The organism is Streptomyces sp. NPDC036815 (assembly GCF_055609205.1).
Genome location: NZ_JBVJPW010000009.1, coordinates 294,442 through 320,214 on the forward strand (window position 1 = coordinate 294,442; position 25,773 = coordinate 320,214).

The following is a 25,773-nucleotide window of genomic DNA, read 5'->3' on the forward strand; positions in this document are numbered from 1 at the left end:
GGTCGGACCCTGATGGCAGGGCCCGAGCTGTCTGGTTCAGTGGAGATCAAGCAGATTCAGCGACGCGGGCAGCAGGCATCAGCGCAGACCCGCAAGGTCGAGCAGGAGCGATTTCACATCGGTGGCCGCGACGCGGCTGCTGACGGCGCGGGGGGTGGAGCACAGAATGAGCGGACTTTCGTCCTCGCTCGTGGGGAGGCGGCCATGGCTGCCGCGAATAGGTGACGGGTCCAGCGGTACGACCGCCATGCGATAGCGCATGCCGAGCTTCTTGCGGGCCAGCGCGCCAGCGGCCTTGACGCGGACGTAGGGGTCCTCGGGGTCCATGAAGAGCTCGACGGGGTCGTAGCCGGGTTTGCGGTGGATCTCGACGAGCTGCGCGAAGTCGGGCGCACGGGCGTCGTCGAGCCAGTAGTAGTACGTGAACCAGGCGTCCGGCTCCGCGACGGCGACGAGTTCGCCGGAGCGCGGGTGGTCCAGGTGGTGGGCCTTCTTGCCTTCGTCGTCGAGGAGTTGCTCGATGCCGGGGACGTCCTCGAGGGCGGCGCGGGTGGCTTCGAGGTCTTCCGGGCGGCGGACGTAGACGTGGGCGATCTGGTGGTCGGCGACGGCGAAGGCGCGGGACGCCATCGGGTCGAGGTACTCCATGCCGTCCTGGGTGTGCACTTCCAGCAGCCCGGCGCGGCGCAGGACCCGGTTGATGTCGACGGACCGGCTCACCCGGGTGATGCCGTACTCGGAGAGGGCGACGACGGTCCGTCCCTCGGCCTTCGCGTCGTCGAGGAGGGGGGCGACGGTCGCGTCCAGGTCGGCGGCCGCCCGGAAGGAGCGCGGGTCGTCGGGGCCGAAGCGCTGCAGGTCGTAGTCGAGGTGAGGGAGGTAGCACAGGGCCAGGTCGGGGTGGCGGGTGTCGATGACGTGCCGGGTGGCGTCCACGATCCAGCGGCTGGACACGATGTCGGCGCCGGGTCCCCAGAAGTGGAAGAGGGGGAACGTGCCGAGTTTGTCGGTGAGTTCGTCGTGGAGGGCCGGGGGCCGGGTGTAGCAGTCGGGTTCTTTGCGGCCGTCGGCGTAGTAGACGGGTCGGGGGGTGATGGTGAAGTCGGTGTCGGCGCCCATGGCGTACCACCAGCAGATGTTGGCGACGGTGTAGCCGGGGTGGGCGCGGCGGGCGGCGTCCCACAGCTTGTCGCCGGAGACGAGGCCGTTGTGCTGCCGCCACAGCAGTACGTCGCCGAGCTCGCGGAAGTACCAGCCGTTGCCGACGATGCCGTGCTCGGCGGGGGTGGTCCCGGTGAGGAAGGTGGACTGGGCGGCGCAGGTGACGGCGGGCAGGACGGTGCCGAGGGGTGCTCGGGACCCGGACTGGCCGAGGGCTTTGAGGTGCGGCATGTGGTCGAGGAGGCGCGGGGTGAGGCCGACGACGTCCAGGACCAGCAGGGGGGTTGGGGTCATGGCAGTTCCTTGAGGCCGAGGTCGGTCAGGAGGTCGCGGGCGAGGGCGAGTTCGGCGGCGATGCCCTCGGCGAGCTGGGAGCGGCCGCGCGGGCGCAGTGCGGGCGGGAGGGCCTGCCAGGTGTAGGTCTCGACCTCCAGATGACGGGTCAGCGGGGTGGATCCGCCGACGAGCCGGGCCAGAACGTCCTGGAGCACGGGAAGCGTGGAGGTGAGGGGCGCGGCGGGGGCCGCGTGCAGGGGGACGTGGAAGTGGGCGCGCCAGGGTGCCGTGTCGGGCAGGGTGCCGGCGGTGAGGGCTTCGCCGAGGTCGTCGGTGCCGCGCAGGCCCGCGGGGGTCAGGGTGCGGGTCTGGTGGAGGAAGCGGGGTTCGTCGAAGGCCGCCAGTGCTTCGCGTACCTCGGGGAGATGGGGGTGTTCGGCATGGAGCGCGGCGGACAACTGCGACTTGACGACGGGGACGCCCGCGACGGCGAGGGCGTCGAGCGCGGTCGTCGGGTCCTCGAAGGAGGTGGCGAGATGGCAGGTGTCGACACAGACGCCGATGCGGTCGTGGCCGATCGCGGTGAGAGGGGAGATGGCGTCGGCGGTCGTCTCGACGGTGCAGCCGGGTTCCGGTTCGAGGCCGATGCGGATCGACCGCCCGGTGAGCTCGGTGAGGGCGTCGAGGCGCTGGGCGAGCGTGGTCAGGGCCGTGCGGGCGGCCTCGGCGTGGGTGGCGTCGAACGGCGCGCGCCAGGCGAGCGGAAGGGTGGAGACGGTGCCTTCGGTGACATCGTCGGGGAGCAGGGCGGCGAGCAGCCGGGCGAGGTCGGTGGTGTGGCTCAGACGTTCCGGGTCGGTCCAGTCCGGCTTGTACACGCGGTACTTGACCTGTTCGGCGCCGAATCCCTCATAGGGAAAGCCGTTGAGCGTGACGACCTCGAGGCCGCGCCGGTCGAGTTCGGTGCGCAGGCCGCGCAGCGCGGCCGGGTCGGTGACCAGGGCGTGGGCGGCGTCCTTGGCGAGCCACAGCCCGATGCCGATGCGGTCCCTGCCGAGCCGTTTGCGCACGGGCTCGCAGTGGTCGCGGAGCTGGGCGAGTACCCCGTCGAGGGTCTCGGCCGGGTGGACGTTCGTGCAGTAGGCGAGGTGGACGGTGGAGCCGTCGGGGTGCCGGAAGCGCATGGTTCACGACCCTCCGCGCAGGATGGAGTTTCCCTCGTGGGTGGTGGCGTCCGGTTCCCGCACATCGAGCTGGAGGCGGCCGCTGAGGCCGTAGAAGTCCACGGGGTTGCGCCACAGCACGAGGTCGACGTCGTCCGCGTCGTACCCGGCCGACAGCATGGCGTCGGCGACCTTGCGGGTCTTGAGGGGATCGCTCTTTCCCCAGTCGGCGGCGGAGTTGATGAGCACCCGGTCGGGCCCGACATCCCGCAGGATCTCGATCATGCGCTCCTCGTCCATCTTGGTGTCGGGATAGATGGAGAAGCCCAGCCAGCAGCCGCTGTCCTTGGCCTCCTTGACGGTCGTCTCGTTGAGGTGGTCGATCAGGACACGGTCGATGGGGAGGGCGGACGCGCGGATGGCGTCGATGGTGCGGCGCAGGCCCGCGAGCTTGTCGCGGTGCGGGGTGTGCACGAGAGCGGGGAGCTCGTGGTCGGCGGCGAGCTGCAGCTGGGCGGCGAGCGCGGAGTCCTCGGCCGGGGTCATGGAGTCGTAACCGATCTCACCGACGGCGACGACGTTGTCCTTGAGGAGATAGCGGGGCAGCTCTTCGAGGACGGGCATGCAGCGGGGGTCGTTCGCCTCCTTGGGATTGAGGGCGATCGTGCAGTGGTGGGCGATGCCGTACTGGGCGGCACGGAAGGGTTCCCAGCCGAGGAGGGAGTCGAAGTAGTCGAAGAAGGAGGCGGGCGACGTGCGGGGCTGGCCGAGCCAGAAAGCCGGTTCCACGACCGCGCGGACACCGGCGGCGTACATCGCCTGATAGTCGTCGGTGGTGCGGGAGGTCATGTGGATGTGGGGATCGAAGATACGCATCAGGACTCCTACTCCTCGCCGCTCACGGGGCCGAGGGGCCCGAGGGAGCGGCCGGGGCCTCGGTGGGCCCGGGGGCGGTCAGAGACAGGACGCGTTGCAGGTCGCCGGGGACGGGACGGCCGGCCGCGATCCGCTCGCTCGCGTAGTCGCCGAGCATCCGGGCGAGTTCGGCGTCACCTCGGGCGCGTCTGGGCAGGTCGGCGACGGCGTCCACGGGGACACCGGTGAACAGGCACTTGAGGACGGCGTGACGCCAGTCGTGGGGAGCGAGATGCGTGGCGGCGTACGGGCCGACGGCGGCGGCGACCAGCCGGGTGTCGTTGGTGCGCAGGGCGTCCTCGACCAACGGGAGCGTCTCGGGGCCGGGCACCAGGTGGGGCAGGGCGTGCAGGACGGCGCGGCGCTCGGCGGCGGTGCCTTGCGCGTAGACGCGAGTGAGAGTGGCGGGGGTCGCGTGCGCCGCGTGCAGGAGCAGGACGCGGGCGGCGTCCGCGTGGTCGGGGCCACAGCGGCGCCCGGCCTCGGCGAACCTCAACTCCCAGGTGGGGACGGGCCCCTGCTTCTCCCTCTCCGGTCGCCCTTCGTGTGCCGCGGCCTCTGCGACGGCTTGGTCGAGCCACGCCCGGGCGGCTCCGCCGAGGTCACCTTCGAGGCGTGCGCGGAGGGTGACGATCCCGGGAGTGTCATGCGCAGGCGTGTCGTGCGCAGGGTTGCCGGTCACGGGGCGCCTCCTTCGGCGGATGCGAGGGCAGCGGCCACAGGGGCGGTGGTGGCCTGGTGGGTGCTGGCCAGGGGGGTGCTGGCCTGAGCGGTGGCTGCCCGGGCGGTGGCAGTCTCGGCTGCGCGGTGGAGGAAGTCGATGGACCGGGTCGCGAGTTCGGGGCCCGCGTGGGAGTGACGGGGCAGTTCGACGACGGTCAGTCCTTGGTAGCCACTGGCGGCCAGGGCCTCGAGGACGGGTGGGAAGTCGATCTCTCCGTCCCCGAAGGGCAGGTGTTCGTGGACGCCTCGGCACATGTCCTCGATCTGGACGTGCCGCAGCCAGGGCGCGGCGGCTCGTACACAGTCGGCGGGAGGGAGCGGTTCGAGGCACTGGCAGTGGCCGATGTCGAGCGTGAGACCGAGGAGGTGGGGGTCGGGGTCGTCGAGCTCGTGCCGCAGACGGTGGAAGTCGGCGAGTGAGGAGAGGAGGTGGCCGGGTTCCGGCTCGACCGCCAGCGGGACACCGGCGCCCGACGCGGCGTCGAGCACGGGGCCGAGCGCGTCGGCGAGGCGCCGCCAGGCGGTGTCGTCCGAGGTGTCCGCAGGGATGGTGCCACTGAAGCAGTGCACCGCATGGGCGCCCAGGTCCGCGGCGACCTGGACGGCGCGGATCAGCAGGCGGACGCGTTCGGAGCGGCGTTCCGGATCGGGGTCGAGGAGGGAGGGGCCGTGTTTGCGGCGCGGGTCCAGGACGTAGCGGGCGCCCGTTTCGACGGTGACTGTCAAACCGAGGCGGTCGAGTCTGCGGGCCACCTTGTGGGTGCGGGCGGCGAGATCGGGGGCGAGGGGGTCGAGGTGCATGTGGTCGAGGGTCAGACCGACGCCGGCGTAGCCGAGGTCGGCGAGGAGACCGAGGGCGTCGTCGAGGCGCAGGTCGGTGAGGCCGTTGGTGCCGTATCCGAACCGGAGGCCGCCGGTCGGAGGTGGGCTTGGGGGCGGTGGGGTGGTTCCGGTGGCTTCACTGGTCGCTCTGGCGCTGCGGGTGTGACGGGTCCCGTGGGTCCCGCTAGTTCCGCTAGTCCCGTTGGCACCGTCGGTTCCGGCGGCCCCACTGGCTCCGTTGGTCCCGCTGGCCCCGTTGGTCCCACTGGCTCCGTTGGTCCCGCTGCTGTCACTGGTTCCGCTCATGTGACGCTCACCTTCCGGGCGAACTTACGGGCGGCGGGGGCGAGGGCCGCGGTCAGCAGAGCGGGGCCCGTGGCACCGGCGCGGGCGGCGAGTGCGGCCTGCAGCGGGATCATGGCGCGGATCCCACCGCCGACTGCGCGCTGGGTGAGGGGAGGTGACGGGTTGAGGACGGCGTGGAAGAGGGGCTTCGCGGCGGTGCCGACGTAGGCGAGGGCCAGCGCGGCGGGGAGGGAGTGCCGGGCGGCGCGAAGTGCGGTTTGGACACCACCCTGCCCAACCCCCCGGGTTTCCTCACCGTGCTCACCATGCTCACCGCGGAAGGAAGGCCGACCGCCACCCACCACCCGCGCCACCGCCGTCGTCACCGCCAGCGCGGCGAGCGGCGCGGCCGAGGAACCGCCCTGGGCCTCGCGCCGGGAAACCGTGGTGACGGCGAGGGTATGGGCGGCGAGGGCGCCCGCGGAGGCTGCCGCTGCCCGGGTGCTCCGGCCGCCGTCCAGGCCCGGGCCGACCGTGGCGGTCGCGCCGAGGAGCAGGTCGAGGCCGCGTGCGGAGGCCATGGCTGCCGGTCCCGCTGGCGTGTGCTTCAGGCCGAGGTCATAGGCCCACACCGTCACGGCCAGGGCACCCGCCGTCGCCAGGGAGGACCGCCCCGCGCGAGAGGCGAGGGTCAGGCCCGCGGCCGTGAGGGCGGCCGCCGCGGCGAGGGCGGCGGGGGGCGCGATGCGGCCTGAGGGCAGAGGGCGTTGGGGGCGTTCGACGGCGTCCTCGGCGCGGTCCGCCCAGTCGTTGAGGGCCATACCGGCCTCGTACAGGCAGAGGGAGGAACCGATGGCAAGGAGAGTGCGGCGGTTGGGGCGCAGGGTGGTCGCCGCCGCTCCCGCGAGGGCGTCGCCGGGGACGGTGAAAAGGGCGGGGAGACGGAGGAGTTCGGCCCAGGCCCGTGCGGAAGTGGCGTTCACGCTGCGTCACCCGCCGGTACGGCGGCCCCCAGCGGCCCAGTCCCGCATACCTCACCTATCTCGCCTATCTCGCCTATCTCGCCTACCCCGCCCATCCCCCACAACCCACCTATCCCTCTCAACCCACTCACCGCGCACCCCCCACTCAACCCCCGCAACCCACTCAACCTTCGCAACCCACTCACCGCTCATCCCCCAACAGCGCCGCGAACTCGACCAAGGCCGCGTACTGCTCGCCCAGCGCCGATGGTGCGCCGGGGTCCGGGTCCTTGAAGTAGAAGGCCAGGGCGGGGAGTGCGCCGGAGAGGCCGCGTTCGTGGGCGCGGGAGATCAGGCGGGCCAGGTCCAGGATCAAGGGGGCCGCGAGGGCCGAGTCGCAGCCCTGCCACGTGGTCTGAAGGACCATGCGGGTGCCGAGGAAGCCGTCGAAGGCGATGTGGTCCCACGCCGTCTTCCAGTCGCCGAGGGAGGGCACGTCGTCGATGTGGACCTCGCCCTCGGGGGCGGTGCCCAGCGTGTCGGCGAGGACGCGTTCCTTGCCCGCGTTCTTCGCGGCCGCGGCCGCCGGGTCGGCGAGGGCGGCGCCGTCCCCGCCGCCCAGGAGGTTCGTGCCGGACCAGGCCCGGACGGCGAGGGCCCGTTGCGCGAACATCGGGCCGAGTACGGAACGAAGCAGGGTCTGGCCGGTCTTGCCGTCCCGGCCCGCGTGAGGGAGGCCGGAGGTGCGTGCCGCGTCGGCGAGAAGGGGATGGTGCAGGCCCGCGGAGGGGGTGAAGTTCACGTAGGGGCAGCCGGCGCGCAGCGCTGCCGCCGCGTAGAGGGAGCTGGCGGGGAGGCGCTCGTCGTCGTCGGAGGGGCGCGGTTCGGTCGAGGCGACGTTCACCACCACCGCGCGGGCCAGCCCCCGGCGGCGTACGAAGTCGCGCAGGTCAGCGGCGAAGGCGTCGATGAGCTCCTCGTCGCCGCGGGTGTCGCCGGGCTCCGGCCCGCCGGGGCGTATCTCGGCGTCGGCGGCAGCGAGTTCGGCGTGGACGGCCGAGGGGAGGCCGTGCGGCAGGACGCCGTCCGCGGCGAGTTCCTCGGCGCGTTTGGGCAGCGGGCAGCTAGTGGTGTCGTGGCCGCCGAAGACGAGGGAGGGCAGGGCGGGCAGGCCGCGGTCCAGGAAGGGGCGCGTCTCGGTGACCATGCCGGTGGGCGCGTGGAGTCCGGCTGTCAGCGCCGCACAGCCCGCGACGGCCGTGGTCGCGACAGAGCCGCGCGCCCCGATCAGCCAGACCCCGACGGGTGAGGCCCCGGCGGGTGCGGTCCCGGCGGGTGCGGTCCCGGCGGGGGAAGGGAAGAGCGCAGATGTAGGGGTCGCGGATGTAGAGGTCGCGGATGGGGACACGGCTGCCTCCTGCCATGGCTCAGGAGCTCGGGAGGACACGACTCGGGAGCTCGCGGAACGTGAGAGCGGTGCGAGACGGCGGGCGGAGGTCCGGCGTCCTCCGCCCGCCGCCGTCTAGCGACCCACGCCCGGACCGGTCGGTGCGGGTGAGGGACCGGTGTGGCGCGCCGGCAGCTCCTTCAGCCGGATGTTCCGGAAGGAGACCTCGTCGCCGTCGCCGTGGTTCTGCAGGCCGATGTGGCCCTGGAGCAGGCTTCGTGCCGGATCGGTGTTGGTGTAGTCGTTGATCTGCACGCCGTTGAGGTAGATGCGAAGGCGTTCGCCCTCGACGCGGATCTCGTAGGTGTTCCACTCCCCCGGTGGGTTGAGTGCCTTGTCGCGCTTCTTCAGGTCGGCGGACCGGAAGCCGTAGACGGAGCCCGTGGTCTTCTCGGGGACGTCGGTGGCGTCGATCTGGATCTCGTAGCCGTTGTTCACGGCCGACCAGGGGTCGTCGGAGGGCGGGAAGCCGACGAAGATCCCGGAGTTGTCGTCCCCGGCCGCCCGCCAGTCGAGCTTGAGCGAGTACGAGCCGAGTTCGCGCCGGTCGTACCAGAGCATGCCCATGCCGCCGGTGGTCGTGAGCGTTCCGTCGTCCTCGTTGAGGGCGAAGGAGCCGGGGCCCGCCTGTTTCCAGCCCTCCAGGGAGGCCGCCGTGCCGTCGAAGAGCGTCGTGTAGCCCTTCTCCGGCCGGCAGTCCGCCTGGGCCGCGCCGACCGCCCACCGAATGCCGCCCAACAGGTGCTTGCGGAAGGCCGGTTCGGCGAACGACTCCTTCGTGTGGCCGCCGCCCGTGTAGAAGGAGCGGCCGCCCTCGTAGCTCTGGCACCAGGCGATCGGGTGGTCTCCCGACATGGTGCCGCCGGTGTACGACGACTCGTCGAGCGTGGCGAGCACGCGGGCCCGGTCGCGGGGGTTGGAGCGGTAGTTGTACCACTCGTCGGTGCGGTCCCAGGTGCCGGTACCCAGGTGGGCGGTGGCCGGGTGCGCGTGATCTGCCACGTGCACCTTCGCGGGCTGGATCGCGGGGTGCGACTGGAAGTACGCGCCCGCGAGCCCGCCGTAGAAGGGCCAGTCGTACTCGGTGTCGGCGGCCGCGTGCACGCCCACGTAGGCGCCGCCGCCGCGGATGTACTGCTCGAACGCCGCCTGCTGGCGGGCGCCCAGGACGTCACCGGTGGTGGAGAGCCAGACCACGGCGTCGTACCGGGCGAGGTTCTTGGCCGTGAAGGCCCTCGCGTCCTCGGTCGCGTCGACGGTGAAGCCGTTCTCCGCGCCCAGTTCCCTGACGGTCGCGATGCCGGCGGGGATCGAGTCGTGCCGGAACCCGGCCGTCTTGGAGAAGACGAGCACACGCTCGCCGTCCCGGTGCTGCCCCGGTTCGGAGGACGCCGGTCCCGACGCGCACCCGATGAGCAGGGCGGCCACCGCCGTCGCGGTGATGACGCGGGCACGTGCGCGCATCGCAGTCACCCCTTCCGGCCAGTGACGGCCCTGGTGGTGAGGGTGAAGTCGTCCACGTCGTACAGCGCTCCGGTGCCCGAGCCCTTGAAGACCAGGTACAGGGTCGTGGTTCCCGTCGGCGGCTTCGTGATGGCGGTGCTGACGTCGGTGAACGTCTCCCACGAGCCGGTCGGCGCGACCTTGGCGGAGCCGAGGAGCCTGCCCGTCGCGGAGCCGCTGCGTACTTCCAGGGTGCCACCGGACCCGGCGGAGGCGACGCGTGCGGTCATCTTGGTGACGTTGCCGAGGATGTACGGCTTGAAGGAGACCCAGTCGCCGTTGTGGATGTCGCCGACGGTCTTGCCGCCGTGCGCGGGGGCGTGGTTGATCACCGAGACGCCCTTGGAGTCGCCGTAGTGCTCGCCCTGGCGGTGCTTGGGCTGGACGATGTTCTGGTCGTGGGTGGTCAGCGCGGGCTGCCCGTTCGCGCCCTTGTCCGTGTACTCGGCGTCGAAGACCCCGAAGATGTTGGCGTTGGGGTCGTGCTCGCCGTCGGCCGAGGTCTGCAGGAAGCCCTCACAGCCGTTGGCCGAGGTGACCGGGTGGCCGTGGCTGTCGTGGCCGAGGATGTGGGTGACCTTGACCTTCGTGCAGTCGATCGGGCCGTCCTCCTTGTCGGTCACCTTCACCCTGAAGGGCACCTTGTCGCCGAAGGTGAACAGCTGGCCGTCACCGGGGAGTTCGAGGGTCACCTTGGGCGCGGTGTTGCCGACGGTGACGTGCGCGCTGGCCGAGCCGGTGCGTCCGGTGGAGTCCTTGACGGTGACGGTGGCGGCGTAGACGCCGTTCTTCTTGTACGTGTACGTGGGGTTCTGCTGGGTCGACTTGCCGCCGTCGCCGAAGTCCCAGGCGTAGGTGAGCGTTCCGCCGTCGGCGTCGGTGGCCTTGGCGGTGAACTTCGTCCTGAGCGGCGCCTGGCCGCTGGTCACCGAGGCGCTCGCCTCGACGACCGGCGAGTGGCCGTCGGTGGCGTTCTCGATGCGGAAGAGGGCGGAGTTCTCGTCGCCGTTGAAGTAGCCGGTGCCGTAGTCGAGGACGTACAGTGCGCCGTCGGGGCCGAAGGCCATGTCCATGACCTGGGTGCCGGTCCACGGGAACGCGTTGATCCTGGAGACGGTGCCGTCGGTGCCCTGCTCGATGCGCTTGATCCAGCGTCGGCCGAACTCACCGGCGAAGAAGTCGCCGTCGTACGCCTCGGGGAACTTCACCGGGGAGTCGTTGGCGGCGTCGTAGCGGTAGACGGGGCCGCCCATCGGGGACTCGGAGCCGGTGCCGAACTCGGGGACCGAACCGCCGTCGTAGGCAATCCAGGCTTCCTGCGCGGGCGGCAGGTCGGTCAGGCCGGTGTTGTGCGGCGATTCGTTCTTCGGGGCCGCGCAGTCGAAGGCCGAGCCGGAGGTGCCGGTCGCGAAGTCGTAGTCGATGTAGGCGTCGTTCTTGCCGGTGCAGTACGGCCAGCCGAAGTTGCCGGGCTTGGTGACGCGGGCGAACTCGACCTGGCCCGCGGGGCCGCGCTTGGGGTCGGCGGCGCCGGCGTCGGGGCCGTAGTCCCCCACGTACACCGTGCCGGTGGGCTTGTCGACGCTCATCCGGAAGGGGTTGCGGAAGCCCATCGCGTAGATCTCGGGGCGGGTCTTCTCGGTGCCCTTGGCGAAGAGGTTGCCATCGGGGACCGTGTAGGAGCCGTCGTCGGCGACCTTGATGCGCAGGATCTTGCCGCGCAGGTCGTTGGTGTTGCCCGCGCTGCGCCTGGCGTCGAAGGCCGGGTTGCGGTTGGCGCGCTCGTCGATGGGGGTGAAGCCGTCCGAGGCGAACGGGTTGGAGTCGTCGCCCGTCGAGAGGTAGAGGTTGCCGTCCTTGTCGAAGTCGATGTCGCCGCCGACGTGGCAGCAGATGCCGCGGTTCGCGGGGACGTCGAGGACCTTCTTCTCGCTGGCGGCGTCGAGGGTGCCGTCGTCCTTCAGGACGAAGCGGGAGAGGCGGTTCACGCCGTCGAACTTCTTGAAGTCCTCCGCCGTGCCGTTCTCCGGGGCATCGCCGGCCGGGGTGTCCAGCGGGGGTGCGTAATAGAGGTAGACCGCGTGGTTCTCGGTGAACTTCGGGTCGATCCCGACGCCCTGCAGGCCCTCTTCGTCGTGGGAGTAGACGGGTATCTTGCCCGCGACCTTGGTGTCGCCCGCCGCGTTCGTCAGGCGCAGCGTGCCGTCGCGGGAGGTGTGCAGGACCGAGCGGTCCGGGAGCACGGCGAGCGTCATGGGCTCGCCCATCTCCGGCTCGCCCTTGGCGAGCGTGACCTGCTGGAAGTCCTCGGCGGCGGGGGCGGCCGCCGAGGGCGGGTCCGCGGGAACGGCACCGGCCCGCGGTACGGCGAGGGTGAGACTGGCGCCGGTGAGCACGGTGCCGGTGAGCAGGGCGAGCGTCGTACGGAGTCTGGGGCGTTTCCTGTGCACGGGTTCCTCCGGAAGGGGGGACGGTCGTACGGGGTGGGTGCGCCGTGCGCCGGGGTGCGCCGTCACCCCGGAACGTTCATGTCCTGTACACCTCAAGGACGGTAGCCACGTTTGTCCCGGGCGGAAAGCCCTTACGCGGCACGGAAGTTGAACTTTTTCCTGTCAATGGACAAACATCTGGTTCAGCCGGACCGGTCGGAGCCGCCGAACGCCGCGTCGAACGACGCCGTCGGCGCCTCGAAGTCGAACGCCTTCAGATGCGCCAGGGCCTCCGGCGCGCCCTGCAGACGGTCCATGCCCGCGTCCTCCCACTCCACCGATACGGGACCTTCGTACGCGATGGAGCGCAGCATCCGGAAGACGTCCTCCCAGGGGACGTCACCGTGGCCCGCCGACACGAAGTCCCAGCCGCGGCGCGGGTCGCCCCACGGCAGGTGTGAGCCGAGGCGGCCGTTGCGGCCGTCGAGACGGCGCCGGGCCTCCTTGCAGTCGACGTGGTAGACGCGGTCGCGGAAGTCGTAGAGGAAGCCGACCGGGTCCAGGTCCTGCCAGACGAAATGGGACGGGTCGAAGTTCAGCCCGAAGGCGGCGCGGTGCCCGACGGCCTCCAGGGCCTTGTGCGTGGTCCAGTAGTCGTACGCGATCTCGGACGGGTGCACTTCGTGGGCGAACCGCACGCCTTCCGCGTCGAAGACGTCCAGGATCGGGTTCCAGCGCTCGGCGAAGTCCTCGTAACCGCGCTCGATCATCGACTCCGGGGCGGGCGGGAACATCGCGACCAGGTGCCAGATCGACGAGCCCGTGAAGCCGACGACCGTCTCGACGCCGAAGGCCGCGGCCGCCCGCGCGGTGTCCGCGATCTCCGCGGCGGCCCGCTGCCGCACGCCTTCCGCCGCGCCGTCGCCCCAGATCCGGGCGGGCAGGATCGCCTGGTGCCGCTCGTCGATGATCGCGTCGCAGACGGCCTGGCCGACGAGGTGGTTGGAGATGGCCCAGCACTTCAGCCCGTACTTGTCGAGCAGCGCGTGCCGCCCGTCCAGGTAGGTGGGGTCGGCGAGCGCCTTGTCGACCTCGAAGTGGTCGCCCCAGCAGGCGAGTTCGAGGCCGTCGTAGCCGAAGTCGCGGGCGAGGCGGCAGACCTCTTCGAGGGGCAGGTCGGCCCACTGGCCGGTGAAGAGTGTGAACTGGCGCGGCATGACGGGCCTCCTCAGGCGGGGATCGACGTGTAGACGGAGTTCTTCGCGGCGCTCTCCTCGACGGCGGCGAGCACCCGCTGCACGGAGAGACCGTCGGCGAAGGAGGGTTCCGGCCGCCCTCCGGTGGCGATGGCGTGCAGCAGGTCGCGGGCCTGGTGGACGAAGGTGTGCTCGTAGCCGAGGCCGTGGCCCGGCGGCCACCAGCCCTCCAGATACGGGTGGTCGGGCTCGGTCACCAGGATGCGGCGGAAGCCGGACGACGCGGCGGGCTCGGTGTGGTCGTGGAAGGAGAGCTCGTTCAGCCGCTCCAGGTCGAAGGCCAACGAGCCCTCCGCGCCGTTGAGTTCGACCCGCAGCGCGTTCTTGCGGCCCGCGGCGAAGCGGGTGGCCTCGAAGGAGGCGAGGGCGCCGGAGGCGAAGCGGCCCGTGAAGAGCGCCGCGTCGTCGACCGTGACCGCTCCGAGCCGGCCGCCGCCCGCAGCGGCGAGCCCGCTGGACGCGCCCTCGAGGTGCGGACGTTCGCGCACGAAGGTCTCGGTGAGCGCCGACACCCCCGCCACCGGCTCCCCCACCAGGAACTGCGCGAGGTCCACGATGTGGGCCCCCAGGTCACCGAGCGCCCCGGAGCCCGCCCGGTCCTTCTGCAGCCGCCAGGTGAGCGGGAACTCCGCGTCCACCAGCCAGTCCTGAAGGTACGTCAGGCGCACGTGCCGCAGCGCGCCGAGGCGGCCTTCCGCGACCATCCGCCGGGCGAGCGCGAGAGCGGGCACCCGGCGGTAGTTGAAGCCGACCATGGCCACCTGCCCCCGCGCACGCGCCCGTTCGGCGGCCTCGGCCATCGCCTCGGCCTCCTCGACGGAGTTGGCGAGGGGCTTCTCGCACAGCACGTGCTTGCCCGCCTCCAGGGCGGCGAGGGCGATCTCCGCGTGGCTGTCGCCCGGTGTGCAGATGTCGACGAGGTCGACGTCGTCCCGGGCGATCAGGGCGCGCCAGTCGGTCTCGGCGGCGGCCCAGCCGAGCCGGTCGGCGGCGGCGCGCACGGCCCCGCCGTCGCGCCCGCAGACGGCCGAGAGCACCGGCCGCACCGGCAGGTCGAAGACGCGCCCCACGGTGCGCCAGCCCTGGGAGTGGGCGGCGCCCATGAAGGCGTAGCCGATCATGCCCACTCCCAGCGGCCGCTTGCCCTCCGGCCCGGCGTCGGCCCCGGCCTCGGTTCCCGTCTCACGCATGCGGTACTCCTCCTCGTAATCGCTCGGTGGGGGGTGCGGGCGTGCGCATCACTTGAAGCCGGTGGACATGTACCGGCCGACGTTCTCCTTGTCGACCACGGCGGAGTAGCAGGTGACGAAGGACGGGATCTCGAACTCCGCCATGCCCCCGACCCCCTTGCCCTGGCCGAGGGCGCGCGCCAGGTCGATGGCGGAGGCGGCCATGGTGGGCGGGTAGAGGACGGTGGCCTTCAGGACGCTGTTGTCGGCCTCGATGGCCTGCATGGCGGAGAGCGCGCCCGCGCCGCCCACCATCAGGAAGTCGTCGCGGCCCGCCTGCTTGATGGCGCGCAGGGCGCCCACGCCCTGGTCGTCGTCGTGGTTCCACAGGGCGTCGAAGTTCTTCTGCGCCTGCAGGAGCTGGGACATCTTCGACTGTCCCGACTCGACGGTGAAGTCGGCGGCCTGGCGGGCGACCTTCTTGATGTTCGAGTAGTTCTTGAGGGCGTCGTCGAAGCCCTTCGAGCGCTGCTTCGTGAGCTCCAGGTTGTCCAGGCCCGCCAGTTCCACGACGCGGGCGCCCTTCTTGTCCTTGAGCTTCTCGCCGATGTAGTGCCCGGCGCTCAGACCCATGCCGTAGTTGTCGCCGCCGATCCAGCATCGGTAGGCCTGCGGGGTGGCGAAGACGCGGTCGAGGTTGACGACGGGGATGCCCGCCCTCATGGCCTTCAGGCCGACCTGGGTGAGGGCCTTGCCGTCGGCCGGCAGGATCACCAGGACGTCGACCTTCTTGTTGATCAGCGTCTCGACCTGGCCGATCTGCGCCGCGGTGTCGTTGGACCCCTCGGTGGCCTCGAGGGTGACGTCCTCGTACTTCTCCGCCCGGTTCCTGGCCTGGTCGTTGATGGCGTTGAGCCAGCCGTGGTCGGCCTGGGGTCCGGCGAATCCGATGGTGACCTTCTTGCCCGGCTTGTCGTCGGCGACCTGCTGCGACCGGTCGGAGGAGCCCTCGTCGTCCTTGGACTCGTTGCTGGTGCACCCCGTGATGAGGGCGCCGGTGGACAGGGCGGCGGCTCCGAGGAGCAGCCCTCTGCGGCTCGTGTTGGTCGGCATGAGTGAACTCCTCAGCTCAGGGTGTGTGGGCCGTACGTCGTTGGACGAGCACCGCGGCGACGATGATCGCGCCCTTGGCGATCTGCTGGGTCGCGGTCTCCAGGTTGTTGAGCGCGAAGATGTTCTGGATCGTGGTGAAGATCAGCACGCCGAGCACGGAGCCCGTGATGGTGCCGCGGCCGCCGCTGAGCAGGGTGCCGCCGATGATCGCCGCCGCGATGGCGTCGAGCTCGTACAGGTTGCCGTTGGTGTTCTGGCCCGAGCCGGACAGGACGATCAGCAGGAAGGCCGCGATGCCGCAGCACAGGCCGGAGAGCAGATACAGGTAGAGCCGTTGCCTGCGGACGTCGATGCCGGCCAGGCGCGCCGCCTCCGCGTTGCCGCCGACCGCGACCGAGCGCCGCCCGAAGGTGGTGCGGTTGAGCAGCAGCCAGCCGACCACGGTGACCGCGGCGAAGACCATGACCAGCGGCGGGATGCCGAGGATGTACGAGTCGCGCTCGCCGAGCTCGAGCACGCCGTCCACGGTGACCATCTGGGTCTTGCCGTCGGTGATCTGCAGGGCGAGGCCGCGGCCCGCGGCGAGCATGGCGAGGGTGGCGATGAACGGCACCATCCCGCCGTACGCGATGAGCACGCCGTTCACCAGGCCGCAGCCCATGCCGACGACGACGGCCGTGAAGAGGATGCCCGCGAAGCCGTACTCCTGGGTGGCGACCGTCGTCGACCAGACCGAGGCGAGCGCGACGATCGCGCCGACCGACAGGTCGATGCCCCCGGAGATGATCACGAACGTCATGCCCACCGTGACCACGCCGATGACGGACCCCTGGGTGAGGATCAGCTGGACGTTGTCGGTGTCGAGGAAAGAGTCGGGCTGGGTGATGCCGCCGATCAGGACGAGGACGGCGAGCACACCGAGCAGTGAGAGCGTCCGCACGTCGGCGCGGGCCACTGTGGCGCGCCACGGGCGGCCGCCGTCGGCGGGGGTGGTCTTGCGGGTGGCGGCCTCGGCCGCCGGGGCAGGCTGGGTCATGCCGCCGGGCTCCCTTCGAGGACGAGGTCGAGTACGCGGTGTTCATCGAGGTCACGGGCGGGCGCCGCGTGGACGACGCGCCCCTCGCGGAGTACGAGGACGCGGTCGGCGAGGCCGAGCACCTCGGGCACTTCGCTGGAGACGAGCAGCACGGCGAGGCCCTCGTCGGCGAGGCGCCGGATCACCGCGTACAACTCGGCGCGGGCGCCGACGTCGACGCCGCGGGTCGGCTCGTCGAGCAGCAGGACGCGGCAGCCGCGCAGCAGCCAGCGGGCCAGCACGGCCTTCTGCTGGTTGCCGCCCGACAGGGTCCGCACGGGGACGTTCGGTTCGTCGGGGCGCAGCGACAGTTCACGCGTCGCGGCATGCGCGGCCTCGCGTTCGGCGCCCCGGTCGAGCCAACCACCGTACGAGAAACGGGACATGGAGGAGACCGACACGTTGCGGGTGACGGACTCCAGCATGAGGAGGGCCTGTGCCTTGCGCTCCTCGGGGGCGAGGCCGAGGCCCGCGCGGACGGCGGCCCGGACGCTGCCGGGGCGCAACACCCTGCCGTCGACGGTCACTTGTCCGGAGCTGGGCTTGCGGGCGCCGTAGATCGTCTCCAGGATCTCGGAGCGCCCCGAGCCGACGAGTCCGGCGAGGCCGACGATCTCGCCGGGGCGCAGGTCGAGGTCGAAGGGTTCGAACTCGCCGTGCCGGGAGAGGCCGCTGACCCGCAACACGGGCTCCACCACGGGCGGTTCGGCGGGCCTGTCCGGGAAGACGTACTCGACGTTGCGGCCGGTCATCAACGCCACGACGTCCTTGGTCGGGGTGGACTCGGCCGGGAGGCCGTCGGCCACGGAGCGCCCGTCCTTGAGGACGGTGACCCGGTCACCGATGCGGCGGATCTCCTCAAGACGGTGGGAGATGTAGATGACGGCGACGCCGTCGGCGGTGAGGTCGCCGACGATGCGGAAGAGGTTGTCGACCTCGTCGGGGTCGAGGGCGGCGGACGGCTCGTCCATGACGATGAGGCGGACCTCGTGGGAGAGCGCCCGGGCCATCGAGACGATCTGCTGCTGGGCGGCGGAGAGTTCGCCGACGAGCCGTCCGGGGTCGATCTCCGCATGTCCGAGCCGCTTGAGCAGGGCGGCCGTCGACGCTTTCGCCGCCCGGCCGCGGACCACGAATCCGGCGGCGGTCGGTTCGTGGCCGAGGTGGACGTTCTCGGCGACGGACAGCCCCTCCACGAGGTCGAGTTCCTGGTAGATGGTGGCGATGCCGAGTCGCATGGCCGCGATCGGCGAGCGCAGCGTGATGCGCTCACCGCGCCAGGTGATCTCGCCGTCGTCGGGCTGGTGGGCGCCCGCGAGGACCTTGATGAGGGTGGACTTCCCGGCACCGTTCTGGCCGAGGAGGCAGTGCACCTCACCGGCCTGGACCCGGAGGTCGACGCCGTCGAGGGCACGGACCCCGGGGAACGACTTGGTGATGCCGGACATGGTGAGCAGCGGTGGTTCGGGTGCCATGACGGTTCCCCTCGGCGGCGGCCGCAGCAGGGCAGGACGGATGCAGGGCAGGGCTCAGCTGCTGGGCCGAGCCGAAAATGATCAGGGCATGACAGGTCAGGGCGTGCGCTGGACTGGACCGTGCGGGCCGGCCCCTCAGGCCGGTGAGAACAGGTGGTCGCTGATGAGCCGGGCGCCGCCGATGACTCCGGCGGCGGGGCCCAGCTCACCCAGGACGATCGGGAGGTTGCCGGTCGCCAGGGGCAGCGACTGGCGGTAGACCTGGGTGCGGATCGCGGCGAGCAGCGTGTGGCCGAGGCCGGTCACGCCGCCGCCGATCACCACGAGGCCGGGGTTGAAGAAGCTGACGAGGCCCGCGATGACCTGGCCGGTGCGGTTGCCGCCGTCGCGGATGAGGTCGAGCGCGGTGGCGTCGCCCGCGGCGGCGGCCGACGCGACGTCGACGGCGCTGAGCCGCCCCGCCTCGTCGAGCCGCGTGGCGAGCTCCGCCGAACGCCCCTCCCTGGCCGCCTCCTCGGCGTCGCGGGCGAGCGCCGCGCCGCTGAAGTAGGCCTCCAGGCAGCCCCTGTTGCCGCAGGCGCAGGGGCGTCCGTCCGGTTCGGACTGGATGTGGCCGATGTCGCCCGCGCTGCCCGTCGTACCGCGGTGGACCTCACCGCCGACGACGATGCCGCAGCCGATGCCCGTGCCGATCTTGACGCAGAGGAAGTCGCCCACGGAGCGTGCGACGCCCGCGTGCTGCTCCCCCATCGCCATGAGGTTCACGTCGTTGTCGACCATGACGGGGCAGCCCAGGTCCTGGCTGAGGGCCTCCCGTACGGGGAAACCGTCCCAGCCCGGCATGATCGGCGGGGCGACCGGCACGCCCTCCGGGAAGCGGACGGGTCCGGGCACGCCGATGCCGGCGCCGTCGAACCCCTCCGCGAGACCGGAGGCCTTCAGCTTGGCCGCCATGGCGAGGACCTGCTCGAAGACCGCGACCGGGCCCTCGCGCACGTCCATGGGCTGATTGATGTGGCCGAGCACCTCCAGCTCGGCGTTGGTCACCGCGACGTCGACCGAGGTCGCGCCGATGTCCACACCGAGGAAGCGGAGGGCCGGGGCCAGGCGGATGTTGTGGGACCGGCGGCCGCCGCGCGAGGCGGCGAGTCCGTCGGCGACCACGAGTCCGGTCTCCAGGAGCCGGTCGACCTCGACGGCCAGCTTGGACCGCGAGAGGTCGACCTGATCGCCCAGCTGGGCGCGGGAGTTGGGCCCTCCGTCACGCAACAGCCGCAGCAGTCGCGCCTGGTGCGCGTTGGCGGGTCGAGCCGTCATACGTCTCACGCGCCCCTCCCCGCCTCATCGGGCTTCCCGTGCCGTTGCCTTCGGGCCGGTGGGCCGTCGACCGGACCACCGTCGCCTTCGGGCTTCCTTCAAGCTTTCGAGGGGAACGTAGCAGTGCCTGCCGGGGCTGGGAAGAAGTTGCGCGCGAATTACCCATGACTTTCTCCAGTCACAGGACAAAGGGAGGCGGCAGGAGCACCCGGCCCGGGGCGGGGCCGGGTGCTCCTGCCGCCGAGCTCAGCTCTGTTCGCGCTGGTGGTACGTCCGTCGGGTGTGCTCGGTGTGGGCCCGCATGATCTCCGTGGCGCGCTGTTCGTCGCGCTCGGCGATCGCCGCGATCAGTTCGCGGTGCTCCATCCAGGACTGGCTGCCGCGTTGGCGGGCCACCGGCGTGTAGTACCAGCGGACCCGGCGGTCCACCTGTCCGGCGAGCTCGGCGAGGACCACGTTGCCCGCGAGCTCCATCACCTTGGCGTGGAAGGCGGCGTTGAGCGTGACCACCTGGTCCACGTCGCCGTCGGCCACGGCCTGTTCGCCCCGGGTGCAGAGCTCGTCGAGCGCCGTGATGCCCGCGGTGCCGGTGTTCGCCGCGGCGAGCCGGGCGGCCTCGGCCTCCAACAGGGTGCGCACGGTGAGGAGTTGGTCCGCCTCCTCCTCGGTGGGCTCGTGCACGAACGCGCCCTGGGCGGGGCGCAGGTCGACCCAGCCCTCGGTGTTGAGCCGCTGCAGCGCCTCGCGCACCGGCTGGCGCGAGACACCCAGGTGCCCGGCCAGTTCACTCTCGACGAGGTGCTGGCCCGGCCGCAGCGCGCGGGTCGTGATCAGTTCGAGCAGCGCCTCGTAGACCCGCTCCCTGAGCGGCCCCGGGCGCTCGAGCTTGGGCACCGCCCCCTGCGGCAGTCCAGTGGACAACATCGCGGCCCCCTCCTCGAAGATTGCCTTTTGTCTACAGTCTACGAGCCACAGGGGCCGGCACCAGGGGGAGTTGAGCCGATCACACCGCTCGACGTGACTCATTCATGGGTATCGCTTGACGAGAACTTGGGAAGGGGCGAGAAGGATCCGAGCGGGTCGGGCCCGCTCAGGGGCACCGCACGACCAGTCCCGCGTACGAGAGGTTGCCGCCGAAGCCGAACAGCAGGACCGGGTCGCCGGTGCTGACCTCACCGCGCTCCACCAGCTTGGAGAGCGCCATGGGGATGCTGCCCGCCGAGGTGTTCCCGGATTCGACGACGTCGCGTGCGACGACGGCGTTCACGGCACCGATGCGTTCGGCGAGCGGCTCGATGATCCGCAGGTTGGCCTGGTGCAGGACGACTCCGGCGAGGTCGGCCGGGGTGAGCCCGGCGCGCTCGCAGGCCGCGCGGGCGAGCGGGGGCAGTTGGGTCGTCGCCCACCGGTAGACGCTCTGGCCCTCCTGGGCGAAGCGCGGCGGCGTGCCCTCGATACGGACGGCGTTGCCCATCTCGGGCACCGAGCCCCACAGCACCGGGCCGATGCCGGGCTCCTCGCCGGGCCCGCACACCTCGACGACGGCCGCGCCCGCGCCGTCGCCGGTCAGCACGCAGGTGGTGCGGTCCGTCCAGTCGGTGACCTCGGTCATCTTGTCCGCGCCGATGACCAGGGCGCGGGTGGCGGCTCCGGCCCGTACGGTGTGGTCGGCGGTGGCGAGGGCATGCGTAAAGCCGGCGCAGACGACGTTGAGGTCCATCACGCAGGGCCCGGGGATGCCCAGCCGGGCGGCCACCCGGGCGGCCATGTTCGGCGAGCGGTCGATGGCCGTGGAGGTGGCGACCAGGACCAGGTCGATCGCGTCGGGGGTCAGGCCGGCGGCCGCGAGGGCCTTGCCGCCCGCGTGCGCGGCCAGCTCGTCGACCGGCTCCTCCGGACCCGCGACGTGGCGGGTGCGGATGCCCACCCGGGACCGGATCCACTCGTCGCTGGTGTCGACCAGGCCTGCCAGGTCCTCGTTGGTGAGGATCTTGGCGGGCTGGTAGTGGCCGACAGCGGCGATGCGCGAGCCGTGCATGTACGGGTCCCCCTCGTTGCCGAGAATTCTTGTTGCCGAAGACGCTTGTTGCCGAAGATGCGGGACCCTCCAGTCTGGTCAGCGACTGATGAGTAACGATGCGCGTAATGCGACAGGAAAGGAGCGCGGTGTTTGGATGCTTCTCATGATCCGGTCACCCTCCGAAGAGTTGCGTGACCTTGTGTACGAGTTCGTACAGTCCGTAGCCGAGCGGTAGCCCCACCCAGAGCCAGGCGAACACGATCAGTCCTCGGCGGTCACGGCGCGGTGCGCTCGGCGGCGTGGTCATCGGCGGCCTCTCTCGGGGCGGGGACGTGGTGGCGGGGGTGGACGGGACGAATGAGCTCGTTCGCGATGAATCCCACGACGAGGAGCCCGATCATGATGGTGAAGGAGAGGCCGTACAGACCCGACCCGTGTCGGCCCGCCTCCTCCTGGTGGTCGGCGACCCGGTTCACGATCAGCGGGCCGAGGACACCCGCCGTGGACCACGCGGTGAGCAGCCTGCCGTGGATGGCGCCGACCTGATAGGTGCCGAAGAGGTCCTTCAGATAGGCGGGGACCGTCGCGAAGCCGCCGCCGTAGAACGACAGGATCACCAGCGCACAGCAGATGAACAGCGGTTTCGAGGTGTCTCCGAAGCGTGCGATCAGCAGGTACATGAGCGCGCCGACGCCGAGGTAGACGCGGTAGACGTTCTTGCGGCCGATCAGGTCGGAGGCCGAGGACCAGCCGATGCGGCCGGCCATGTTGGCGGCCGAGAGCAGGGCGACGAAACCGGCCGCGGCGGAGACCGACACGGGCGTCGCGGTCTCCGCGAAGAAGTCCGTGATCATCGGAGCGGCCTTCTCCAGGATGCCGATGCCCGCGGTCACGTTCATGCACAGGACGACCCACAGGCACCAGAACTGCGGGGTGCGGACGGCCTGCCGCGCGGAGACCTGCGGTCCGTCGAGCACTCCCGGACCACCCGGGTCACGTGGACCTTCCGTACGCGGTACGCGCACCAGGAGCACCCCGAGCGCCATGAAGACGGCGTACGTGAGGCCGTGCACGAGGAAGGCGAGCGCGATACCGTCCGAGTCCGCGCCGAAGGAGTCCAGCATCCGCGCGCTCCAGGGCGAGGCGATGAGCGCGCCGCCGCCGAAGCCCATGATCGCGATGCCGGTGGCCATGCCGGGGCGGTCGGGGAACCACTTGATCAGGGTGGAGACGGGTGAGATGTAGCCGATGCCGAGGCCGATCCCGCCGACGAAGCCGTACCCGAACACGATCAGCCAGTACTGGCGGGTCGCGGCGCCGAGGGCGGCGAGCAGGAATCCGGTGGAGAAGCAGGTGAGCGCGACGGCCATCGCCCAGCGCGGTCCGTTGCGCTCGACGAGCGTGCCGCCGAACGCGGCGGACAGGCCGAGCATGACGATGCCGAGCTGGAAGGGCAGCGCGCTCTGGACGCCGCTGAGGTGCAGCGCGGATTCGAGGGGCGGCTTGAAGACGCTCCAGGCGTAGGCCTGGCCGATGGAGAGGTGGACCGACAGGGCGGCGGGCGGCACGAGCCAGCGGCTCCAGCCGGGTGGTGCGACGGGGGGCCTCATGATCCCGAACCATAGGAAGCGGAACGGCGGTTGGGAAGCGTGCGCGAACCCTTGCTGCGCCAACTTCCATACTGTAGACAATATTCCGTCGACGCCTTCTCCATACGTTCTACGGCATACGCCACGGCATACGTTCCCTCAACCGAATGGAGCGCCCACCGTGAAAGTCGCAGTCCTCGGTGCCGGTGCGATCGGCGCCTACGTCGGAGCCGCGCTGCACCGCGCGGGCGCCGACGTCCACCTCGTCGCCCGTGGACCGCACCTCGCGGCCATGAGGCAGCACGGAGTACGGGTGCTCAGCCCGCGCGGCGACTTCACCGCGCGGGCCCGCGCCACCGACGACCCGGCCGAGATCGGGCCGGTCGACTTCGTCTTCCTCGGCCTGAAGGCCACCTCGTACGCGGCGTGCGGGCCGCTGATCGAACCGCTCCTGCACGGGTCGACCGCGGTGGTCGCCGCGCAGAACGGCATCCCCTGGTGGTACTTCCACCGGCACGGCGGCCCGCACGACGGCCACCGCGTCCAGAGCGTGGACCCCGGCGGCGCGGTGAGCGCGGTGCTCGCGCCCGAACGCGCCGTCGGCTGCGTCGTCTACGCGGCGACCGAGCTCGAAGAGCCCGGCGTCGTACGCCACTTGGAGGGCACGCGCTTCTCCATCGGCGAGCCCGACCGGTCCCGTTCCGCGCGGTGCACGGCGTTCAGCGAGGCCATGGTGGCGGGCGGCCTCAAGTGCCCCGTCGAACCCGAGCTGCGCGGCGACATCTGGATCAAGCTGCTCGGCAACATCTCCTTCAACCCGATCAGCGCGCTCGCCCGCGCCACGATGGGCGAGATGTGCCGGCACGGCGGCACCCGGCGCGTCATCGAGATCATGATGAACGAGACCCTCGCCGTCGCCGCGGCCCTCGGCTGCCGCCCGGACATCTCGGCGGAGCGGCGCCTCGCCGGTGCCGAACGGGTCGGCGACCACCGCACCTCCACCCTCCAGGACCTGGAGCGCGGCAAGCCGCTGGAGCTCGACGTGCTGCTCGCCGCCGTCGTCGAGCTGGCGGACATCACCGGCGTCCCGGTGCCGACGCTGCGCACCGTCCACGCCATCTCGGACCTGCTCGCAGTGAGGACCGCCGCATGAGCGAACGCGACCGCACCCCCAAGACGTACTCCCGCCTGACCCACCCCCTGGTCCGCGACTCCCGCGACGCGCCGTTCCGCAGGGCCACCTGGGAGGAGGTACTGACCCGCACGGCGGCCGGGTTCGAACGGGCCCGCGGCGCCTTCGGGATGTTCTCCTGCGCCCGCGCGACCAACGAGATGAACTACGTGGCGCAGAAGTTCGCGCGCGTGGTGATGGGCACGAACAACGTCGACTCCTGCAACCGCACCTGCCACGCGCCCAGCGTGGCGGGCCTGTCGGCCGCGTTCGGATCGGGCGGCGGCACCTCGTCGTACGCGGAGGTCGAGGAGACGGACGTGATCGTGATGTGGGGTTCCAACGCCCGCTTCGCGCACCCGATCTTCTTCCAGCACGTCCTGCGGGGCATCAGGAACGGCGCGCGGATGTACGCGGTCGACCCGCGCCGCACGAAGACCGCGGAGTGGGCGGAGAGCTGGCTCGGCCTGAACGTCGGCACGGACATCCCGATGGCGCACGCGATCGGCCGCGAGATCATCCACGCGGGACTGGCCAACCACGCGTTCATCGAGCGGGCGACGACGGGCTTCGCGCAGTACGCGGAGCTCGTCGAGCCGTGGACGCTGTCGCTCGCCGAGCAGGTGACGGGCGTACCGGCCGCCGCCATCAGGGAGTTGGCGCACGCCTACGCCCGCGCCGAACGGGCCCAGCTGTGCTGGACGCTCGGCATCACCGAGCACCACAACGGCACCGACAACGTGCGCGCCCTGATCAACCTGTCGCTCCTGACCGGCCACGTGGGCCGCCACGGTTCCGGCCTGCAGCCGCTGCGCGGCCAGAACAACGTGCAGGGCGGCGGCGACATGGGCGCCATCCCCAACCGGCTGCCCGGCTTCCGGGACATCCTCGACCCGGCCGCCCGGCTGAAGTTCGAGTCGGCGTGGGACACCGTCATCCAGCCCCGCTACGGCCTCGACCTCACGGAGATGTTCGAGGCGATGGAGGAGGGCACGCTCAGGGCCGTCTACTGCATCGGCGAGAACCCCGCCCAGTCCGAGGCCGACAGCGAGCAGGCCGTGCGCCGCTTGCGGGCCCTCGACTTCCTCGTCGTGCAGGACATCTTCCTCACGAGGACGGCCGAGCTGGCGGACGTGGTGCTGCCCGCGACCGCCGGTTGGGCGGAGACCGACGGCACGACGACCAACAGCGAACGGCGCGTGCAGCGGGTGCGCAAGGCGGTGCGGCCGCCCGGCGAGGCGCGCGAGGACATCGACGTCCTCTGCGACCTCGCGGCCCGGCTCGGCCACGACTGGAAGTACGCGGACGCGCGGGCGGTCTGGGACGAGCTGCGGTCCCTCTCGCCGGACCACCACGGCATGACGTACAACCGCCTGGAGGAGCTGCAGGGCATCCAGTGGCCCTGCCCCGACGAGGGCAGGGTCGAACCGACGTACCTGCACGGCAGGTTGTGGGAGCGGAACCCCGAACTGCGGGGCAGGCCCGCCCCCTTCGGCCTCGTTGCCCACGATCCGCCGGTGGACCTGACCGACGAGTCGTACCCGATCCGGCTGACCACCGGGCGACGGCTCGACTCCTACAACACCGGTGTGCAGAGCGGCAGTTTCGCCTCCCCATTGCGGCGCGGCGAGTACGTCGAGCTGTGCCCGGAGGACGCCGAGCGGTACGGCGTCGTGGTGGGCGAGGAGGTACGGGTCTCCTCGCGGCGCGGCACGGTGACGGCGCCCGTCTGGGTCGACCCGGGACTGCGCCCCGGACTCGCCTTCATGACCATGCACTTTCCCGACGAGGTCGACACCAACCAGCTGACGATCGAGGCGAACTGCCCGATCGCGGGGACGGCGGAGTTCAAGGCCTCGGCGATCCGGATCGACAAGCTGACCGCGTCGGTGAGGTGAGGTG

The 25,773-nt window shown here is 71.4% G+C and carries 21 protein-coding genes; 2 read left to right on the forward strand and 19 right to left on the reverse strand.

Annotation, left to right across the window (positions count from 1 at the left end; all coding sequences use genetic code 11):
• Positions 1–78: 78 nt before the first annotated feature.
• The 19 genes from ACZ69I_RS20690 to ACZ69I_RS20780 form a co-directional block, all read right to left on the reverse strand.
• Positions 79–1,455: a nucleotide pyrophosphatase/phosphodiesterase family protein gene (locus tag ACZ69I_RS20690; protein ID WP_470833760.1), complete on the reverse strand. Its 1,377-nt coding sequence runs from the start codon at positions 1,453–1,455 to the stop codon at positions 79–81.
• The gene (gene eboE / locus ACZ69I_RS20695; protein WP_470833762.1) at positions 1,452–2,621 is read right to left on the reverse strand and encodes a metabolite traffic protein EboE; all 1,170 of its coding nucleotides are present in this window, start codon (positions 2,619–2,621) and stop codon (positions 1,452–1,454) included. The genes ACZ69I_RS20690 and eboE overlap by 4 nt, the downstream gene beginning before the upstream one ends.
• A gap of 3 nt (positions 2,622–2,624) precedes the next feature.
• Positions 2,625–3,476 (reverse strand): TatD family hydrolase, encoded by an 852-nt coding sequence (locus ACZ69I_RS20700; RefSeq protein ID WP_470833763.1) that lies wholly within the window; start codon positions 3,474–3,476, stop codon positions 2,625–2,627.
• Between the two features lie 22 nt (positions 3,477–3,498).
• Positions 3,499–4,197 (reverse strand): EboA domain-containing protein, encoded by a 699-nt coding sequence (locus ACZ69I_RS20705; RefSeq protein WP_470833765.1) that lies wholly within the window; start codon positions 4,195–4,197, stop codon positions 3,499–3,501.
• Entirely contained in the window at positions 4,194–5,366 is a 1,173-nt protein-coding gene (locus ACZ69I_RS20710) for a TIM barrel protein (RefSeq protein WP_470833767.1), read from the reverse strand. Before ACZ69I_RS20710 ends, ACZ69I_RS20705 begins: the two co-directional genes overlap by 4 nt.
• On the reverse strand, positions 5,363–6,328 hold the full coding sequence (locus ACZ69I_RS20715; protein WP_470833769.1) for an SCO3242 family prenyltransferase: 966 nt from the start codon (positions 6,326–6,328) through the stop codon (positions 5,363–5,365). The genes ACZ69I_RS20710 and ACZ69I_RS20715 overlap by 4 nt, the downstream gene beginning before the upstream one ends.
• Positions 6,329–6,509: 181 nt before the next feature.
• Positions 6,510–7,598 carry an inositol-3-phosphate synthase gene (locus ACZ69I_RS20720; RefSeq protein WP_470833860.1) on the reverse strand — a complete coding sequence of 363 codons (1,089 nt, stop codon included), beginning with the start codon at positions 7,596–7,598 and terminating at the stop codon, positions 6,510–6,512.
• Positions 7,599–7,829: 231 nt separating this feature from the next.
• Positions 7,830–9,218 (reverse strand): ThuA domain-containing protein, encoded by a 1,389-nt coding sequence (locus ACZ69I_RS20725; protein ID WP_470833771.1) that lies wholly within the window; start codon positions 9,216–9,218, stop codon positions 7,830–7,832.
• 5 nt (positions 9,219–9,223) lie between these two features.
• Positions 9,224–11,707 (reverse strand): PQQ-dependent sugar dehydrogenase, encoded by a 2,484-nt coding sequence (locus tag ACZ69I_RS20730; RefSeq protein WP_470833773.1) that lies wholly within the window; start codon positions 11,705–11,707, stop codon positions 9,224–9,226.
• 182 nt (positions 11,708–11,889) lie between these two features.
• Positions 11,890–12,903 carry a sugar phosphate isomerase/epimerase family protein gene (locus tag ACZ69I_RS20735; RefSeq protein ID WP_470833774.1) on the reverse strand — a complete coding sequence of 338 codons (1,014 nt, stop codon included), beginning with the start codon at positions 12,901–12,903 and terminating at the stop codon, positions 11,890–11,892.
• Between the two features lie 11 nt (positions 12,904–12,914).
• On the reverse strand, positions 12,915–14,132 hold the full coding sequence (locus ACZ69I_RS20740) for a Gfo/Idh/MocA family protein (RefSeq protein ID WP_470833775.1): 1,218 nt from the start codon (positions 14,130–14,132) through the stop codon (positions 12,915–12,917).
• 48 nt (positions 14,133–14,180) lie between these two features.
• Positions 14,181–15,224: a substrate-binding domain-containing protein gene (locus tag ACZ69I_RS20745; protein ID WP_470833777.1), complete on the reverse strand. Its 1,044-nt coding sequence runs from the start codon at positions 15,222–15,224 to the stop codon at positions 14,181–14,183.
• 16 nt (positions 15,225–15,240) lie between these two features.
• On the reverse strand, positions 15,241–16,260 hold the full coding sequence (locus tag ACZ69I_RS20750; RefSeq protein ID WP_467673484.1) for an ABC transporter permease: 1,020 nt from the start codon (positions 16,258–16,260) through the stop codon (positions 15,241–15,243).
• Positions 16,257–17,774 (reverse strand): sugar ABC transporter ATP-binding protein, encoded by a 1,518-nt coding sequence (locus tag ACZ69I_RS20755; RefSeq protein WP_470833780.1) that lies wholly within the window; start codon positions 17,772–17,774, stop codon positions 16,257–16,259. Before ACZ69I_RS20755 ends, ACZ69I_RS20750 begins: the two co-directional genes overlap by 4 nt.
• 135 nt (positions 17,775–17,909) lie before the next feature.
• Positions 17,910–19,091, reverse strand: a complete 1,182-nt coding sequence (locus ACZ69I_RS20760; protein ID WP_470833781.1) for an ROK family transcriptional regulator — start codon at positions 19,089–19,091, stop codon at positions 17,910–17,912.
• Between the two features lie 246 nt (positions 19,092–19,337).
• Positions 19,338–20,015, reverse strand: coding sequence for a GntR family transcriptional regulator (locus ACZ69I_RS20765; protein WP_470833783.1), 678 nt, complete (start codon positions 20,013–20,015; stop codon positions 19,338–19,340).
• Between the two features lie 166 nt (positions 20,016–20,181).
• Positions 20,182–21,129 (reverse strand): beta-ketoacyl-ACP synthase III, encoded by a 948-nt coding sequence (locus ACZ69I_RS20770; RefSeq protein ID WP_467673492.1) that lies wholly within the window; start codon positions 21,127–21,129, stop codon positions 20,182–20,184.
• A 154-nt stretch (positions 21,130–21,283) separates the two neighbouring features.
• A complete protein-coding gene (locus ACZ69I_RS20775; protein WP_470833784.1) occupies positions 21,284–21,418 on the reverse strand; it encodes an MFS transporter small subunit in 135 nt (44 codons plus the stop codon).
• On the reverse strand, positions 21,387–22,721 hold the full coding sequence (locus ACZ69I_RS20780; RefSeq protein ID WP_470833786.1) for an OFA family MFS transporter: 1,335 nt from the start codon (positions 22,719–22,721) through the stop codon (positions 21,387–21,389). Before ACZ69I_RS20780 ends, ACZ69I_RS20775 begins: the two co-directional genes overlap by 32 nt.
• Positions 22,722–22,881: 160 nt before the next feature.
• Between ACZ69I_RS20780 and ACZ69I_RS20785 the strand changes: the two genes are divergently transcribed.
• Entirely contained in the window at positions 22,882–23,853 is a 972-nt protein-coding gene (locus ACZ69I_RS20785; protein WP_470833788.1) for a 2-dehydropantoate 2-reductase, read from the forward strand.
• Positions 23,850–25,769, forward strand: a complete 1,920-nt coding sequence (locus ACZ69I_RS20790; RefSeq protein ID WP_470833790.1) for a molybdopterin oxidoreductase family protein — start codon at positions 23,850–23,852, stop codon at positions 25,767–25,769. Before ACZ69I_RS20785 ends, ACZ69I_RS20790 begins: the two co-directional genes overlap by 4 nt.
• Positions 25,770–25,773: the final 4 nt, after the last annotated feature.

Excerpts from the sequence above, each read along its gene's own strand:
- ACZ69I_RS20690 (WP_470833760.1), bottom strand. The coding sequence starts at position 1,455 with ATGACCCCAACCCCCCTGCTGGTCCTGGACGTCGTCGGCCTCACCCCG.
- eboE (WP_470833762.1), bottom strand. The coding sequence starts at position 2,621 with ATGCGCTTCCGGCACCCCGACGGCTCCACCGTCCACCTCGCCTACTGC.
- ACZ69I_RS20700 (WP_470833763.1), bottom strand. The coding sequence starts at position 3,476 with ATGCGTATCTTCGATCCCCACATCCACATGACCTCCCGCACCACCGAC.
- ACZ69I_RS20710 (WP_470833767.1), bottom strand. The coding sequence starts at position 5,366 with ATGAGCGGAACCAGTGACAGCAGCGGGACCAACGGAGCCAGTGGGACC.
- ACZ69I_RS20725 (WP_470833771.1), bottom strand. The coding sequence starts at position 9,218 with ATGCGCGCACGTGCCCGCGTCATCACCGCGACGGCGGTGGCCGCCCTG.
- ACZ69I_RS20735 (WP_470833774.1), bottom strand. The coding sequence starts at position 12,903 with ATGCCGCGCCAGTTCACACTCTTCACCGGCCAGTGGGCCGACCTGCCC.
- ACZ69I_RS20740 (WP_470833775.1), bottom strand. The coding sequence starts at position 14,132 with ATGCGTGAGACGGGAACCGAGGCCGGGGCCGACGCCGGGCCGGAGGGC.
- ACZ69I_RS20745 (WP_470833777.1), bottom strand. The coding sequence starts at position 15,224 with ATGCCGACCAACACGAGCCGCAGAGGGCTGCTCCTCGGAGCCGCCGCC.
- ACZ69I_RS20750 (WP_467673484.1), bottom strand. The coding sequence starts at position 16,260 with ATGACCCAGCCTGCCCCGGCGGCCGAGGCCGCCACCCGCAAGACCACC.
- ACZ69I_RS20755 (WP_470833780.1), bottom strand. The coding sequence starts at position 17,774 with ATGGCACCCGAACCACCGCTGCTCACCATGTCCGGCATCACCAAGTCG.
- ACZ69I_RS20760 (WP_470833781.1), bottom strand. The coding sequence starts at position 19,091 with ATGACGGCTCGACCCGCCAACGCGCACCAGGCGCGACTGCTGCGGCTG.
- ACZ69I_RS20765 (WP_470833783.1), bottom strand. The coding sequence starts at position 20,015 with ATGTTGTCCACTGGACTGCCGCAGGGGGCGGTGCCCAAGCTCGAGCGC.
- ACZ69I_RS20770 (WP_467673492.1), bottom strand. The coding sequence starts at position 21,129 with ATGCACGGCTCGCGCATCGCCGCTGTCGGCCACTACCAGCCCGCCAAG.
- ACZ69I_RS20775 (WP_470833784.1), bottom strand. The coding sequence starts at position 21,418 with ATGACCACGCCGCCGAGCGCACCGCGCCGTGACCGCCGAGGACTGATC.
- ACZ69I_RS20780 (WP_470833786.1), bottom strand. The coding sequence starts at position 22,721 with ATGAGGCCCCCCGTCGCACCACCCGGCTGGAGCCGCTGGCTCGTGCCG.
- ACZ69I_RS20790 (WP_470833790.1), top strand. The coding sequence starts at position 23,850 with ATGAGCGAACGCGACCGCACCCCCAAGACGTACTCCCGCCTGACCCAC.